The 16,626-nt window shown below is 38.7% G+C and carries 11 protein-coding genes; 3 read left to right on the top strand and 8 right to left on the bottom strand.

The features are described 5' to 3' along the window. Positions 1 to 2: 2 nt before the first annotated feature. Genes JG734_RS05235 through glgP (JG734_RS05205) form a run of 7 tightly spaced genes read right to left on the bottom strand, consistent with a single transcriptional unit; the run spans position 3 to position 11,245 of the window. A complete protein-coding gene (locus JG734_RS05235) occupies positions 3 to 1,904 on the bottom strand; it encodes a glycoside hydrolase family 57 protein (protein ID WP_201332252.1) in 1,902 nt (633 codons plus the stop codon). Beyond that, the gene (locus tag JG734_RS05230; protein ID WP_201332251.1) at positions 1,901 to 4,426 is read right to left on the bottom strand and encodes a sugar phosphate nucleotidyltransferase; all 2,526 of its coding nucleotides are present in this window, start codon (positions 4,424 to 4,426) and stop codon (positions 1,901 to 1,903) included. The genes JG734_RS05235 and JG734_RS05230 overlap by 4 nt, the downstream gene beginning before the upstream one ends. Beyond that, complete coding sequence (locus JG734_RS05225; protein WP_201332250.1) at positions 4,423 to 4,683, bottom strand: glycogen-binding domain-containing protein; 261 nt, start codon at positions 4,681 to 4,683, stop codon at positions 4,423 to 4,425. The genes JG734_RS05230 and JG734_RS05225 overlap by 4 nt, the downstream gene beginning before the upstream one ends. Positions 4,684 to 4,696: 13 nt before the next feature. Further along, positions 4,697 to 6,334: an alpha-glucan family phosphorylase gene (gene glgP, locus JG734_RS05220; RefSeq protein WP_201332249.1), complete on the bottom strand. Its 1,638-nt coding sequence runs from the start codon at positions 6,332 to 6,334 to the stop codon at positions 4,697 to 4,699. Beyond that, on the bottom strand, positions 6,331 to 7,572 hold the full coding sequence (locus tag JG734_RS05215) for a glucose-6-phosphate isomerase (RefSeq protein WP_201332248.1): 1,242 nt from the start codon (positions 7,570 to 7,572) through the stop codon (positions 6,331 to 6,333). The genes glgP (JG734_RS05220) and JG734_RS05215 overlap by 4 nt, the downstream gene beginning before the upstream one ends. Beyond that, a complete protein-coding gene (locus tag JG734_RS05210) occupies positions 7,569 to 9,155 on the bottom strand; it encodes an alpha-D-glucose phosphate-specific phosphoglucomutase (RefSeq protein ID WP_201332247.1) in 1,587 nt (528 codons plus the stop codon). The genes JG734_RS05215 and JG734_RS05210 overlap by 4 nt, the downstream gene beginning before the upstream one ends. Continuing rightward, a complete protein-coding gene (gene glgP, locus JG734_RS05205; RefSeq protein WP_201332246.1) occupies positions 9,152 to 11,245 on the bottom strand; it encodes an alpha-glucan family phosphorylase in 2,094 nt (697 codons plus the stop codon). Before glgP (JG734_RS05205) ends, JG734_RS05210 begins: the two co-directional genes overlap by 4 nt. A 126-nt stretch (positions 11,246 to 11,371) precedes the next feature. Between glgP (JG734_RS05205) and purH the strand changes: the two genes are divergently transcribed. From purH to JG734_RS05190, 3 genes are read left to right on the top strand one after another with little or no spacing between them, the layout of a single operon-like run. Next, a complete protein-coding gene (gene purH / locus JG734_RS05200) occupies positions 11,372 to 12,892 on the top strand; it encodes a bifunctional phosphoribosylaminoimidazolecarboxamide formyltransferase/IMP cyclohydrolase (RefSeq protein ID WP_201332245.1) in 1,521 nt (506 codons plus the stop codon). Next, positions 12,892 to 13,602, top strand: coding sequence for a DUF72 domain-containing protein (locus JG734_RS05195; protein WP_201332244.1), 711 nt, complete (start codon positions 12,892 to 12,894; stop codon positions 13,600 to 13,602). The genes purH and JG734_RS05195 overlap by 1 nt, the downstream gene beginning before the upstream one ends. Next, entirely contained in the window at positions 13,595 to 15,169 is a 1,575-nt protein-coding gene (locus JG734_RS05190; RefSeq protein ID WP_201332243.1) for a nitrite/sulfite reductase, read from the top strand. Before JG734_RS05195 ends, JG734_RS05190 begins: the two co-directional genes overlap by 8 nt. Here JG734_RS05190 and JG734_RS05185 read toward each other — a convergent pair. Then, complete coding sequence (locus tag JG734_RS05185) at positions 15,148 to 16,509, bottom strand: dynamin family protein (RefSeq protein WP_201332242.1); 1,362 nt, start codon at positions 16,507 to 16,509, stop codon at positions 15,148 to 15,150. The two genes, JG734_RS05190 and JG734_RS05185, sit on opposite strands and share 22 nt — an antisense overlap. Positions 16,510 to 16,626 lie beyond the last annotated feature (117 nt).

Genomic DNA, 16,626 nt, shown 5'->3' with positions numbered 1-16,626 from the left:
CCTTATACAAACCAGTTTTTGGAATAATCATTATCGATCCTTATAAATAGTCTCGTCGTTGATGGAATAATCTGTAGCAGTTTTTGATCTTTAAAAATTTCTATGCGTACTTCAAAATATTTTTTCTTGCAGCTACTTTTATCTATCTCGATCTCTACTATTGTCTCTTTTGCTTCTCTTTTTAGAGCCACTTCATCTTCATCAAAAAAGATACGAAAATCAAGAGCTTTAACATCTTTGGCATCTATCCTAAAAAAGAGGGATTTCTCATTCTCACCCCAAAAGAGCTTTTGAATTGTAAAGCTACTTTGCATAGTAGATGAAACCCTCTCATCCAGATATCCGCTCTCTAGCCACTCAAAAAATGATGTGACTTTGCCATCTATAACTGGGTAAATATATCCCTTTGGCTCATTGAGAAAGGCTTGCATCGTATGTGATCCTACGATAGGTGTCGTAATATCAGTTGGAGGAACAATACCAAGATGTTTGTAGATTGCTATAAGATGATTTCTATATATTGCATCAAACTCTTGTGCGAACTCTGTGTAATGCCCATATCCATACCACCAAAACCAGTCAGAGGCTTCTGCAAGCAAAAAGTGCTGCTGTATAAATGGATCTTGCGTATGGTGGAGTGTATCACATTTGGTTTGAAAGAGAAGCTCCCAAGCTCGGTTTTTCTCTTCATCTCCGATCCACGTATCAAAGTTGCCATAGATCCAGGAACCAGGTGAGAGTCTATCTAATTTTTTAGATGTCAAAGATGCAGCCTCATCGAAGGTGACACTGTTTTGCTTTTCAAGCATTTTGTAAAAAGTATTGAGAAAATCCCAGCCGTTTTTGGGATAGTGTTCCCAGGCATTTTCTCCATCTAAAATGACGAAGAGTGTTCCCTTTTTGGGGAGTCTTTGCGCAAAATCTTTGACTGCCTCTTCGGCGGGGAGGTTTTTGTAGACAAATCCTATGAGGTCACTGAGCTCATGGTCTCGGAAGAAGATTTTGACCCCGTTAAAAGAGTATGGAGAGTATTTATCACTGCCACCACTCTTTTGTAAAATCACTTCATCAGTTGCTATCCACTCAATCCCTTCTTGCTTATAGAGCGCTATGCTTTTTTCATCTACTGCACCTTCAGCTGGCCAAAAGCCTTTGGGGTTTTTGCCAAAAACTGCTTTATAGATCTCTTTTGCTTTTTGAATATGCAAAATTGCGTCATCTTGCAAAGAGAGAGGGTGTTTTGGCAATGTTATAGCTGGGTTTGCCTCTTTTGCAACATTGATATCAAGAAGGAGTGGTAAGATAGGGTGGGAGTAGGGGGTGGTGGCGATAGAGATCTTCCCTCCATCTTGCAGCAATCTGTACAGCGGTAAAATCGATGGCAAAAAAGCAAAGAGAGTTTGTATAAGCTGCTCTTTCTCATTTTGAGAAAATGAACTTTTTGATAATAGTGATTGTATATAACTGTTGCTGCTTTTTAAATAATTGCCACACCAGCTCAAAAGAAAAAAGACCTCCAGATCGTTTAGCTCTTCATCGTTTAATTTCTCTTTTTCATATATAGAAAAAAATCGCTTATGCAGACCATCTGCCATTGTTTGAGGATGGAGTGTATGGCATAGTTTTTGTACAGCTTCTCTTTCATTTTCACTAAGATCTGCTGTTTTTTTGAGGAGCAGTTGGAGCATCCTATCGCAGCTAGGCCCTCTGTTTATGTACTCTTGTAACTGCTCTATAAGAATTGGAGTGAGATTAAAACTTACTTTGAGGTTATATTGTGAAGCAATGTAAGGCATATCATAGTAGTCTTTGATTGCATGCAAAAAGACCCAAGGAAGAATAAACTCCCCCTTTTCGTCTCTATAGTCTGGTTGGTGCATATGCCATAGAAGTGCTATTTTCACTCGTTCAACCACTCTTGTATGAGATTTGCATATCTGTCGTGGAGTATTTTGCCTTGCTCTTCGTCGCTAGCTTGAATGAAGAGATTGAGATCTTCAGTGTATTGATCAGGAATCATCAAAATCCAATCTGTCTCATTCTCCCAAATTTTTATTCCATCAAGGGTTGAGTGAGGCTTATTTTGAGCATATTCGATAAATTTTCTCATCATTTTGCCTTTTTTATGTTGAGGGCAAGGGATTTTACACCGTTTGTAGAAGAAGTGTTTTACCTCTTTTTCTATCTGCGAGAGTAAAATATTGTGTCTACTTAAAAGTTCCATAATCTTAAGAGTTGCATAGATTGCATCTCTATGATATGCAAATTCAGTAAAAGCAAAGTTTCCATCAACTGTGGCTATGAGATCATACTGCTTGAAATCTTCACGTTTGAAGTTGAGATATTTCCCTCTATCAATTTCTAGATTTTTAAAATCACTATCCATCATATCTGGTGCCCACGATGGCAAGAATACTCTATATTTTTTTTGATTTGTTGCTGCGTCGATATCTAAGAGCCTCAAAACTGCAATGAGCGCATCAACCCTGTCTAAAATCTCCCCATCATCGCTAATAAGCGTTAACCGTTGTCCATGTGGATATATGAGTACTCCTAGTTGAAACTCAAGTGCAGTTACTATCTTTGCAACTTCATGTTGTGATTCTTTTATGTAATGGGTAATATTTTCTAATTTCAGCCTATCATAATAGGCATTAAGTAAAATATTTTCTATTTGGAGCTCTGAGAGAATCTGAGGGAATATCTCCTTTGTAATACCATACATTAAATCTATTGCAACTTTGAAATTATTTCCTCGAATGATTTTGTGATCTATGAGATCTTTAATCTTTTGCAAATAGTTTGCACAGGCATTTTTGTGCAAAGATATTTCATCATTGAGGCTTCCCATATCCTTATAATCAACTTTACGGAAGTTTTGTTTGAAGTAGTTTTTCTCCACCTTTTTTGCTGTTTCAGTGTTGAGTCTATGTCCTTCGCTGGTATAGAGAAGTATCTCTACACTTGTAGGGTCTTGAATGCTCTTGCGAAAATATGCACCTGCATTGATCTTATCATTTTTTTGTATGTAATATCTAAGTACAGAAGCTGGAATCACCTGCAGATCCTCGATATTTACTCCTGTTGCAAGAACACCTCCATCAAAGGCGCGCTTAAGCATTCTTGAAGAGTCCTCAAAATCTCGACCAATAGCAATAGTGCTTCCTTCTGGTAGCATAGATGCAAATGCTTCAGCAATCATACACGACATTTCACATCCAATTTCGATATTGGCTTTACCTCGAATGACACCTTCTTGGAAAATTACATTTTTATATTTTGTTCCCCAGACAACATTGTTCGTAACAATAGCTGCTGGCTCAATCTCTTTGTTTGGCCATACAGTGACATCTTGATCAAAGGTTGCAAATTTGCCAACATGGCACCCTTCAGCGAGAATTACGCCTGCTTTTGCTGTAACCATATCTTCAATGATGTTATCATTACAAATGACTGCATTATCAAAGACACATTTTTTCCCTATAGTGATATCATGCCATAGGATGGAGTTTCTCAGTTTACACTCCTCGCCAATTGTTACATTATCTCCAATTGTTACATTGTGGAGTCTGCTGTTTTTTCCAATTTTTACATTATCACCAATCACTACAGTGTCGATAATCTCGATACTTTTATCTATTTTGCTCTTACCTTGGAGATAGAGAGTTCCCTCTGGATACTCAATTACTTTACCCGGAATAGCGAACCGTACCTTTTCTAAAAAAACATCTCGATGTACCTCCCTGTAGCTTTCAGGATTACCGACATCTCTCCAGTATCCATGGGCAGTGTATCCCAATAGATCAATCCCTTCTTGCATAAGAAGTGGAAAGAGGTCTTTGGCAAAGTCAAAAGGCTCTCCTTTGGGGATGAAATCTAAGATTTCAGGTTCTATTACATAGATGCCGGTATTGATAGTATCACTAAAGACTTCTCCCCAGCTTGGCTTTTCCAAAAACTTCTCAATTTTTCCCTCTTCATTGACGATAACTACCCCAAATTGTAAGGGATTATCTACTGATGTCAAAGTAATAGTGAGTTTTGAGTTTTTTTGCTCATGGTAGTGTAAGATTTTTTGAAAATCAAAATCGGTGACCAAATCTCCACTTACAATCATGAAAGTAGTATCGAGAAATTTCCTCGCCATTCCTACTGCGCCTGCAGTGCCATAGTCCGCATCTGGCAAGACATAGTGGATTTTAACACCCCAATCACTTCCATCTTTGAAGTGATTTTTAATAATTTGGGGTTTATAATAGAGGAGTATCACTACCTCATCGATACCAACTTTTACTAGTTGCTTTAAAACATTCTCCATCATAGGAACATTGACTACAGGGAGCATCGGTTTTGGAATAGAGTGGGTGAGTGGTTGAATGCGTGTACCAAATCCTCCAGCCATGATAACTGCTTTGACCTTGTTCATGGCTCAACCTTCAAAACTGAATTCAAGCTCCCATATGGAGATGGTGTTGTAGGAAGAGTCTCATCAGTGAGCCACCGACCATCAACCTCATATCCGAATTCATAGGTCCCGGGTTTGAGGCGTTTTGTCTTTGTAAACACTCCATTTTTTTGTATCATAGGCTCAGCTTCCCAGCCGTTCCAGCTCCCTTTTATATTTACCTTTTTTGCATCAGTTTGTAAGATAAAAGTGATGCTTTTTGGATTTTTTTTGATCATTGCAGCTCCTTCGTTAGGTATACATATTCTTATAATACTCATCTGCCATTCTGGTACTATCGAATTTATGCAAAATATCCCGCATGCCATTTTGGGCAATCTCTATCCACCTCTTTTGATCTTTGTAATACATTGGTAGTATGGTGGATTGGAGTTTATCCATCATCGTTTCATAATCTTGTCTATCTATCTGCTCAATTGGCAGATGCGGATCAGCGTGTGGAATGACAAAAGCATTATGTCCATCTTGTGCAAACTCTGCTATCCATCCATCATCGATAGAGAAATTGATGCTTGCATTGACCCCAGCACTCATACCACTTGTACCACTTGCCTCTCTTCCCCATCTTGGAGTATTGAGCCACAGATCACTTCCCTGTTTTAAAAGTTTGGAGAGTCGTAGCTCGTAGCCTATGAGAACAGCTACATTTTTAAATTCTTTGCTTAAAAGTACAAGTTCATTGAAAGCTTCAATTGCATTGGTATCGAATGGATAGGGTTTGCCTGCCCAGATAATTTGGATAGGGTAATCGCTATTTTGCACAAGCTTTCGAAATCGTTCAATATCGTGAACAAGTAGTTTTGGACGTTTGTACTCAGCAAAACGTCTCGCCCATACAAGGGTACAAACGTCAGGATCAAAGAGTTTGCCTGTTTGGTCTGCTACCTCTTCAAAGAGTTTATGCTTAAGATGCTTTTTGCGTCCTACAAATTGGTAATCTTCATGCTCTTGCATCCAGCTTAGCAGCTGCTTGTCTGCCCAGTAGTTCATATCCTGCGCATTAGTGATACTAATAATCTCACTTTTTCCTTCCACATGGGACCACATCTGATTAGAGACTTTTTCATGAATTTTAGACACAGCATTAGATCGTTTGGAGAGTTTCAAAGCTCCTACAGTTAAAGAGAAATTTGTATCATGCATAGCAAGTAGATTTTGCACCTCTGTAGCACTCATGCTGTCAAAAAATCCCATTCTTGCTAGTAAATCAATATTGTGCTCTTCATTTCCCGCCATCTCTGGAGTATGAGTGGTGAAAACTAGACGCTTTTTAACTTCGTCGATACTCTTATATTTTTGGTAAAGAGTAAAAGCTAGAGGCAGTGAGTGTCCTTCATTCATATGATATACTTCAATATGAAGTCCAAGAGCTTCCAAAACTTTCATACCACCAATTCCCAATACAATCTCTTGAGCAATTCTTGTCTCTTCATTGATATCATAGAGTTTATGCGATATTGTTTGACTGAGGTAATCATTTTCAAAAATATCAGTAGTTAGCAGTATCAAAGGAGCAGTTCCAAATACATCACCTGGTAGTAGATATGCTTTGACTTTTACAGGTTTACTATTGATCATTACATCTACTACGATTCCTGTCTCTTGCAAAAAGTAGTAAAACTTTCTGCGAAATTCAACTTTTAAAGTATTATCTTCATATCTACTTTGATCATAATACCCATAGCTCCAAAGCATCCCAACGCCAACAATGTTTTGGCGGAGTTCTGCAGCACTTCGCATATGCGAACCTGCCAAAAACCCTAGACCCCCACTATAGGTTTTGAGCGCTTGATCGATAGCAAACTCCATGGAAAAGTAAGCGACACTTGTTTTGTATTGTGGATCGATTTGATAGTGATGGAGTCTCATTTTTGCATAAACCTTGTTTTTAAGATCTGTTTGCCTAGTTCAACACCGGGCTGATTGTATGTATTGATACCAAACATTGCACCAACCAAGGAGGTCAAAAGCTCATAATAGGCCATAAGTTCTCCTATACTTGCTTCGCTAATGAGAGGCAATACGATTTTATCGGTAGGAACTCCTTGTGCCTTGACACTCTCCATTGTAGCCTTGCACTCCTCATTGAGCAAGCGATTGAATGGAACACCATTGACAAAATCTGTCTTTGCAAGGTGAGGAAGCGAGATATTTGGAATAGCAAGATCTTCTTCAAAGTCATCAACACAGATGAAGGTGAGGGTTTTATCCTTTGGACCTTCCATTACAAGTTGCAAAAAGGAGTGCTGATCAACTGAACCAATATGTGCAATGGGAGTAGGACCAACAGGATTGCCATTTTGATCTTTTTTTCCAAGAGATTCACCCCATAGCTGTACATACCACTTATTGAAATTTTCCAGCTCATCTGCATAAGAAAAGAGCACATTCATTCTATATTGTTGCCAATTTTTGTAGATAAATGCTGCTTTTTGCAATATATGCTCTTCATGGAGCATGAAGAAGCACTCAAACATCCCTTTTGCGCTTTCCAAAAAGTCTAGAGTATCATACCCAGCAATACTCAAAGGGACGATGCCAACAGCACTCATGACCGAAAATCTTCCACCTACGTTTCTAGGAATGGCAAAACTTTCGATTCCAAACTCCTGAGCAAAGAGATGAAGAGGAGAATCGATATCAGTAATTACCATGATTTGCTCATTCTCTTTGGCAAGATCGATTTTGTAGTGAGCAAGAGCCGCTTTAAAGATAGAGATTGTTTCAATAGTTGTACCGGATTTTGATACTACGATAAAGAGGGTGTTTTCTTTAGGAATCTGCTCAAATGATTGACGCAAAGCTACAGGATCGGGATTTTCTAAAAAATAGAGCGGTTTATGGTTTTTTTTATATCGTAAAAAATGATCTACTGCCTTTGTTCCCAAAGAGGAGCCGCCGATACCTATGATTACTACTCTGTCAAATTTTTGATCAAGTTCTCGTTTTTTGATCTCTTCAACGATGAGCTGTGACTCTTCAGGGAGGTTGTAGTAGCCTGTAACTCCTTGCTCTTTTTCATGCACCAATGCACCAAATGCGTTTGCCATGAGGTTTTTTATATCACTATCGATTACGAGGGGATATTGGAGATGGTAATTATTCATATCAATTTCCTTACTATGTTTTGTGCTTCTTGTTGGAGGAGTTTGAGATGCTCTTGAGATAAAAAGCTCTCTGCATATATTTTATATATATCTTCAGTTCCAGATGGTCTGAGTGCGATCCATCCATTCTGTGTCACAATTTTTACACCACCAACACTCATGCCATTAACTTGGGTAAAAATATCTATGACAGGTTCCCCCGCTAAGATTTTGAGACCCAGTTTTTGTGGATTGATCGATTTGATTTTTGTTCGTATCTCCTCATCTGCAGGAATATCGATACGCTCGTAGTAGCTTTTGCCAAACTTTTCTTCAAGTTCTTGATAGAGGAGGGCGGGATCTTTGCTTTTTGCTTTGATCTCAGCTGCCAAAAGAGCCATGATGATACCATCTTTGTCTGTTGTCCAGACAGTTCCATCCTTTCTTAAAAAACTCGCTCCAGCACTCTCTTCTCCAGCAAATCCCAGCCATCTTTCATAAAGACCTTCAGCGAACCACTTAAACCCAACAGGCGTCTCGTATACTTTTACACCAAGATCTTTTGCTACGCGATCAATCATGGAGCTGGTGACAAAAGTTTTGCCAATTTTTAAGTTTTTGGGCCATTTTCTGTGTGCAAAGAGATACCAGATAGCAACACTTAAGAAGTGGTTGGGATTCATTAAGCCCCCAATTGGTGTAACGATCCCATGTCTATCACCGTCCGTGTCATTTGCAAATGCTAAGTCATATCTATCTTTGATTTCTAGCAAAGAAGCCATTGCATAGGGGCTGGAGCAGTCCATACGGATTTTGCCATCATGATCGAGACTCATAAAAGAGAAGCGATAGTCGATATAATTGTGTCTTAGATCCATAGTAAGATTATAATAATCTTTGATTTTTTCATAGACTTGCATAGTTGATCCACCCAATGCATCTGCACAGAGCCTCAAACCACTTTTTTGGATCGCTTCCATATCGACTATCTCACTCAAAGACTCTACATAAGGTGTAATGAAATCTTCCAATTTTATGTGCTCTTTTTTGATAGCTTCTTCATAATCGAGTACTTTATAGGAGCTATTTTGCAATATCGCGTTTGCCTCTTTTTCGATAACAGCTGTCACGTCTGTATCTGCAGGCCCTCCATTGGGTGGATTATATTTATACCCTCCATCTTCTGGTGGATTGTGGGAAGGCGTCAAAACGATGCCATCACAAAGAGTCCCATTTCTATTTTTCTCTAAAATCATAAATGAGACAAGGGGAGTTGGCGTGAACTTGTCTGTATGGATCACTTCAATGCCATTTGCAGCAAATACACGCAAAGCACTCATCTTTGCTGGCGTTGAGAGAGCATGTGTATCGATGCCAACAATCAGTTCTTTTGTTCCATTTTTCTTCTTAAAATCAGAGATGGCTTGAGAGATAGCAAGAATATGAGACTCGTTAAAGCTTCTTTTGAATGCACTCCCTCTGTGACCGCTTGTGCCAAATTTTATGGGGTGTAAGTCTCTTTTAAAATAGAAATAGTCGCTTATGAGCCTTGCTGTATCGATGAGGATCTCTTTTGGTGCGATTTTTCCAGGAATCAGTTTCATATCTCTCCTATTTTGTCATAGAATTTGCTTTTATACTCTTTCATCATTCTTCTAGCACTAAAATGTGGCGAAACACTTTTGATTGCTTCTTTCATCATTTTTGTCCATCCATGGGGTATACCATTTTCATCCTGGTTATAGTAGAGTGGAATTATTTCATTTTCTAAAAGATCATAGAGCGCAGATGCATCCTTTGCATCATCGCTTGGATCTACTCCAAATGCCCAGCCATTTTTCCCATTATACCCTTCTGGCCACCAGCCATCTAGGGTAGAGCAGTGGAGTACTCCATTGATAGAGGCTTTCATCCCACTTGTGCCACACGCTTCAAGAGGAAGTTTTGGATTGTTGAGCCATACATCGCACCCTTTTATCATATATTTAGCAAGCTCTTCGCCATAGTCCTCTACAAAGGCGATTCTTCCTTGAAATCTCGGATCTTTTGCTACATTAAAAATCTTTTGAATGATCTTTTTCCCTGGTATATCTGCTGGATGCGCCTTGCCTGCAAAGATAATTTGAAGAGGTCTTGATGAATTATTGACAATTTGCTCAAGTCTATTAAGATCATAAAGAATGAGGTCAGGGCGTTTATACTCTGTCATTCTCCTGGCAAACCCAATAGTGAGCACTTCGGGATCAAGCATTACACCTTCAGCCAACAGTACCATAGGATCAGTGGTACCTTCTGCCCACTTTTTACGACACTTCTCCTTGATGAAATTGAGCATATCATACTTGTTTTGCATGTGGAGTTGCCATAAAAAAGCTTCGTTTATATCATCTATTTTATACCAGATATCTGGATCATCTTGAAATTCGCACCACTCACTTCCAAGCGTTCTATCGAGTTCTTTTTCCAAATCTCCATCAAGCCAGGTACTTAGATGCACTCCATTGGTAATTGCTTCGATTTGAGAATTTTCTGCTTCCAAAATCTTTTGCCAAATTTGTAATGCGACTTTTTGATGTTTTTTACTTACTCCATTTTTATATTTACAAAGTTTAAGTGCCAAAACTGTCATGTTAAATCCATTTGCAGGATTGGCAGGATCTATACCAAAGAAGAGCAGATCATGGAGATCGATACCGAGTTTTTGTACAAATGTTGAAAAGTAGCTCCCTACCATATCAAACTGATACACATCAGTAGCAGCCATAAGAGGAGTATGCGTTGTGAAAATAGAGCTCTGCTTAACCTTTTGCACGGCCTCTTGGAAACTGAGATTATGGTTTTCCTTAAAAAAACGCAGTCTCTCAAACAGAGCAAATGCAGGATGCCCTTCATTGAGATGCAAAATAGAAAAATCGATACCCAAACTCTCTAAAACTGCATGCCCCCCGACTCCCAAAACTATCTGCTGCCGTAGTCGCTGATGCATATCGGAGGTGTAGAGTCGATAGCTGATCATTCGATCCCAGGGATCGTTTTGCTCAATATCTGTATCTAATAGGTACAGACTCACCCTTCCAACATTTACTTTCCAAACAGCTACATAGACTGCAGGCGCTATATAAGGTACTTGAATGATGAGTTGCTTACCATTCTCATCGACAACTTTTTCTATTGGTGCTTCCTCTTTTTTTATTAACTCATTTTCTCCTCTTTGCCACCCATCACTTCCTATAACTTGATGGACATATCCCCCAGGATACATAAAACCAATACCTACCATCGGCAGATTCATATCACTCGCTTCTTTTAAAATATCACCAGCCAAAAAACCGAGCCCGCCAGAGTAGATAGGCAAAGAGCGATGGAGCCCATATTCAGCACAAAAGTAGGCAATAGTCTCTTTTGTTTGGGGTTGTTTATTTTGCATATATTGTTTGAAAAGAGCATAAACATAGTGGTATTCTTTTATAAAATCTTCATTTTTGAGAAGTCTTTCATAATCTTTTTGAGAAAGAGCGCGGAGGAGCTTTATAGGATTGTGGATACTCTCTTTCCATAAATAGGGATCAATTGTACGGAAGAGTCGCCTCGCTCTTGCGTTCCAGCTCCACCAAAGATTGAGAGCGATTTCTTGAAGACCTGCAAGCTCTTTTGGAAGATGAGGTATCTGTATAGATTGGGATGGGTCGCTCATAAGTCTATCCTTAACATCACTTATTAGATGCATTATAACAATTATTAATTACATTTTGATTAAAAACACCCATCATAAGCTATTTAAGATAGAAATAGATATAATTCAAATAAAAAAGGCGTATAAATGCGAGCATTGCTAAGTGTGAGTGATAAAACCGGCATAGTTGATTTTGCAAAAGGATTAATCGATCTTGGTTTTGAGATTGTGAGTACCGGAGGAACTTGGAGAGTACTCAAAGATGCAGGGATTGAAGTGACAGAAATCAGCGAAATAACAAACTTTCCTGAATGTTTCGAGGGAAGGGTGAAAACTCTCAATCCCTATGTACATGGAGGGATTTTATATAGAAGAAATAAGCCGGACCATGTCGAAGAAGCTAAAAAACTTGGTATTGAGCCAATCGATCTGGTTTGCGTTAATCTCTATCCCTTCAAAGAGACAATTGAGAGAACAGATGATTTTGAAGAGATTATAGAAAATATCGATATTGGCGGACCTACTATGGTAAGGAGTGCAGCCAAAAATTTTGAGAGTGTAATAGTTGTCACTGATCCAAACGATTATGATAAAGTTTTGCAGGCTTTGAGAGAAGACAAAAATACACTGGAATTTAGAAGAGAACTTATGATAAAAGCCTTTGAGCATACTGCCCACTATGATGCTACCATCGCAAACTATATGAATGAGCGATTTCATGAAGGATTTGGGAATAAGCAGTTTATCGTAGGGAAAAAGGTTTTTAATACCCGTTATGGAGAAAACCCGCACCAAAAGGGTGCTTTATATGAGTTTGAAGATTTTTACAATGAGCTTAATATCCTCAAAGGCGAGCCTAGCTTCAATAACCTTACAGACATTAACGCAGCAACCAAGATCGCTGTAAGTCTTGGAAAAGGAAGTGTTGTTATCGTCAAACATGGTAATCCTTGCGGAGCAGCTCTTAAAGGAGATCTCATCACTTCTTGGCAAAAAGCGCTAGCAGCAGATCCTGTGAGTGCATTTGGTGGGGTAGTAGCAGTCAATGGTGTGGTGACAAAAGAGCTTGCTGAAGAGATCAATAAAATTTTTGTAGAAGTTTTGATCGCTGGAAAGATTACAGAAGAAGCCAAAGAGGTCTTTGCAAACAAAAAACGCATCAAGCTTTTTGATCTTGGACAGGCTGAACTGGAAATCAGCGGTGATATGTATGACTTCAAACACATCGAGGGAGGATTTGTCTATCAGACAGCCGACTTTGTCAAAGATGAAGAGGTGTTAGAGGCAAAACAGGTGAGCGTAGTAGGGGTAGAAGATAAAAAAGATCTTCTGATGGCATATAAAATCGCAGCTCTTACCAAATCAAACTGTGTAGCCTATGTCAAAGATGGAGCGTTGGTGGCGATTGGCATGGGGATGACAAGCAGAGTGGATGCGGCAAAATGCGCACTGAAAAAAGCAGCCGAGCTTGGCATTGATGTGAGAGGCGCTGCGATGGCGAGTGAAGCATTCTTTCCATTTAGAGACAGCGTGGATGAAGCAGCAAAAGCTGGAATCAAAGCGATAGTAGAACCTGGTGGAAGCATTAGGGACGATGAGGTGATTGAGGCAGCCAATGAACATGGCATTGCTCTTTACTTTACAGGTGTAAGGCACTTTTTACACTAATGATCTACATAGGCACTGCTGGATGGAGCATACCAAAGGTGTATGCCCATCTCTTTCCAAGTGAGGGAACACATCTAGAGCGTTATGCAACAAGATTAACTATTACTGAAATAAATCAGACTTTCTATAAACTCCCTCGGGTATCAACTTTACAAAAGTGGAGCGAGCAAACACCTCCTAATTTCAAATTTAGCGCAAAACTGCATAGAAGCTTTACACATTTTCATAAACTCCAAACTATAGAAGGGTTAGAAAATTTTATCAACACATTGCAAGAACTTGGACCGAAGTTTTTTGCGCTTTTGGTGCAACTGCCCCCTTCACTCACATTTGATGAGAGGGTAGCGAGAAATTTTTTGGAAAAGTTGCGTACTCTGTATGGCGGACATATTGCACTTGAGGCAAGGCATGAGAGCTGGCAAGAAGGTGAGAGATTACTTGAAAAACTGCAGATAGCCAGAGTCGCAGCTGATCCACCTAGATTTAAGCTCAATAGCGAACCTGGAGGAGATAAAAAGTTTGCATACTTTCGTCTCCATGGATCACCAAAAATTTACTATAGCAAATATACGCGAGAGTTTTTGCAAAATCTCGCAACTACAATTATGCAACTGCAGGCTGAAGAGATAGTAGTAATATTTGATAATACTGCTAGTGGGGCGGCTATAGAAAATGCATTTGAGTTAAAAGAGATCATCGAAAGTGAGTAAAAGAGTGAAACTCAATAAAATTGAAAAACTCAAACTTCAGCTCTCCCCTTGGGAGTATTATCGAACAAAATTTTTGCAGCTTAGTGGTACCGAAATAGAGGAGCGAGATATTTTCTATCTCAAAAATTTTGGTATATATACTACTAAGCAAAATCCACAAAAATTTATGCTTCGGTTGCGTTTTGATCATAAAGATCTCACTTGGAACAATTTTGAATTAATACTAAATAATATCACTGAAAATACGAAACTTTTGATAACTGCAAGAGGGCAGCTGGAACTCCATAATTTGGAGTTTGAAGAAGCAAGAGCAATGCATCTACTTTTTAAACAAAGTGGTCTTACTAGTTGCCAAACATTGACTGACAATATACGTGCACTTGTGAGTGATCCCCTCTATGATGTTGCTAAGAATTCAGTATTTGCTGTGGCACCTCTTATAGAGGAAATGAAGCAGATATTTTTGGAAAAAAGGCAGTGGTGTGGAACGTTGCCTAGGAAATTCAACACTGCTATTGCAGCCAATAAAACGCTTATAACCTCTTTTTGGAATAGTGATTGTTATTTTGCGCTGGCAAAAAAGGGTAGAAACTATGGTTTTAAGCTTTTAGTTGGTGGAAAGAATAACGAATTTGCTATAGATTGTGGTATCTTTGTCCAATATAAAGAGGTAGTTCCTCTTTATCATGCACTCTTACACGCTTACAAAAAGTATGGCCTGCGTGCAAACAGATCTCGTGCAAGGCTTTTTCATCTCATAGATATGGTTGGAATTGATACATTCACACAGTTCGTACAGGAGTATTATCCTAAAAAGATTGAAGGAGGTGGAGAGCTTGTAGTAGATTTCCATCCACCCACGAAAGAGTGGTTTGAACTTCAAGATGGATCATGGGCTTTCCGTTACTTTACAAAGTTTGGAGAAGTAACAAAAGAGGAGCTAGAAGATATTTTTGCAGCTACAAGAGAGTATAATGCGACAATCCGCCTAGGTATTGATCAAAATATCTACATCATCGGACTTCCTAAAATGCAAAATTTCCTTCCTGGTCGTAGCCATAGTGTGCTTGCTTGTGCAGGAAGCAAATACTGTATCTACTCTTTGTTTGATACGAAAGAGGGCGCAGCAACTCTTCCAATTGAAAGACTCAATAAACATAACATTATAGTAGGCTATAGCGGCTGTCTCAAAGGGTGCGCACGCCACAGTGCAGCAGATATAGGATTTGTAGGTATTAGAACAAATCAATTTGGAAAAGTGGAGCGGGGAGTACGACTCTTTTTGGGTGCATTGCATACACAAGGAACTAGTACCGCAAGACTTATTTTTTGGGCAGTGCCACTCCGTAAACTTAATGATCTTTTGCAAACTCTTTTAGATTTTTATGAAGAGAGTGGATATGAGAGTTTTGAGAGATTTTGTGAAAATGAGCTCATGAGTTACGAGCCTCAAGTTATAGCATACTATCTATTACTGCGTATGAAAGGAGAGGAGGTGAAGATACAAAATCTTCAATCTCCTTGTGAAGAGGAGTTTCTCGCACTTCAAAAAGAACTATTTTCTTGATTTTCATGATTTTTTTTCATAGAGATAAATTGATCGTTGAGTTTTTGGATGAATCGCTGTGAGTTGTTGATCAGCTCTTCAAGCTGCTCCTTTTTTCTCTTTTTCAATGGTTGAGCTGTAAAGAGAGAGCGAAACCAGCGTGATTGTTTGAGAAAAGCTCGGCGCAAGTCGTTTGGTTCAATCTTCTTTGCCATTTTTTGTGCTATAAAACTTTTGGCTTTAAAGTGCAATGCAATAAAGAGTATAACTCCTGTAATTATTAGTCCCATCCACACATTTGTATTTTGTATTTGTATGCTGATCCAAGTGAAGATAGATACTATCATGAGTAAAAAGACTAGATCCGCTACTAATACTTTGTTGCGTAATGATACGAGAAGTTGTCTGAGTTTTGGAGTAAGCTGGAGGATCTCTTTAGCTCTAAATTCCACATTTTTTACTATTCTATAGGCTCTATCTATGAGGACTTTATCCATTTTCTCTTTGATTTGAGCAAGATCTTGATCCTTTTTCTTTTTCAATCGCTCTTGAAGAGCAGGATTTTCTATAGAAGCTGCTGTTTCATTGTAGATTGCATAAAATTTACCACTTACTATTCCCTTTTGGCTCAGTGCTCTTTGCCAAGCTCCTATAATCTCTTCGAGGTTATCTTCTTTGGAGCATGTATCGATTTGGTTGAGAATGTAGAGTACTTTGTCAGAGTCTGCATGGTTTTTGGCAACTTCCACTAAATGGTTAAGGGTATCTCGCATTGCACCAGGTTCAGGATGCCTTGCATCGAAAAATATAAGTATCAAGTCGCTAAGATCGATGATATGTCTTGTTATACGAAGTGTTGCATCTCTTTGCAAATCAGCATCAAATCCAGGAGAGTCGATAAGGATTTTGCCTTTGATATTTTCGCTATTGACAGCTTTGAGTTGCAAATAGCGATTGATATTTTTTTCGTTTGGATCAAGTTTTTCTATCTCTTTTGAAATATTGTAAAAAGGAAACCTTGGATCTGCATCGAGTGCGACTCCAGGAAGAGTAACGAGATCATCTTTTTTTGTGTAACAAATGACAGTAAATTTATCATCTACAGCTTGATTGCCGGTCTCTTGAACTCTCTTGCCCAAAAACTCATTAATAAAACTTGACTTTCCAGCACTAAAGGTTCCAAGAATTGCAATAAGTGGCCACCAAGAGATGGAAGCAGTGTAGGTTTGATTTTGTGTAAGGAGACCGATTTCTCTAGCAATAGTATCAAGCGTTTTATATTCATCGATAACCTCTACTAAAATAGGGTTTTCTTCCAAGAGATGCTCTTTGAGTTTTTTGTAACGCTCTTTGGGCGTCATATAGCTCCTTTTTGTTTTTAGTATAGCAAAAATGAAATTTTTATAGTTATAAGAAACTAAACAAGAAAAGAATTCCGTACGCAAGAAAATAAGATATAGTAAGATTATATATCTTAC

This window comes from Nitratiruptor sp. YY09-18 (assembly GCF_016593235.1).
GTDB lineage: Bacteria > Campylobacterota > Campylobacteria > Campylobacterales > Nitratiruptoraceae > Nitratiruptor.
This window is presented reverse-complemented; position numbering and strand designations above follow the sequence as displayed.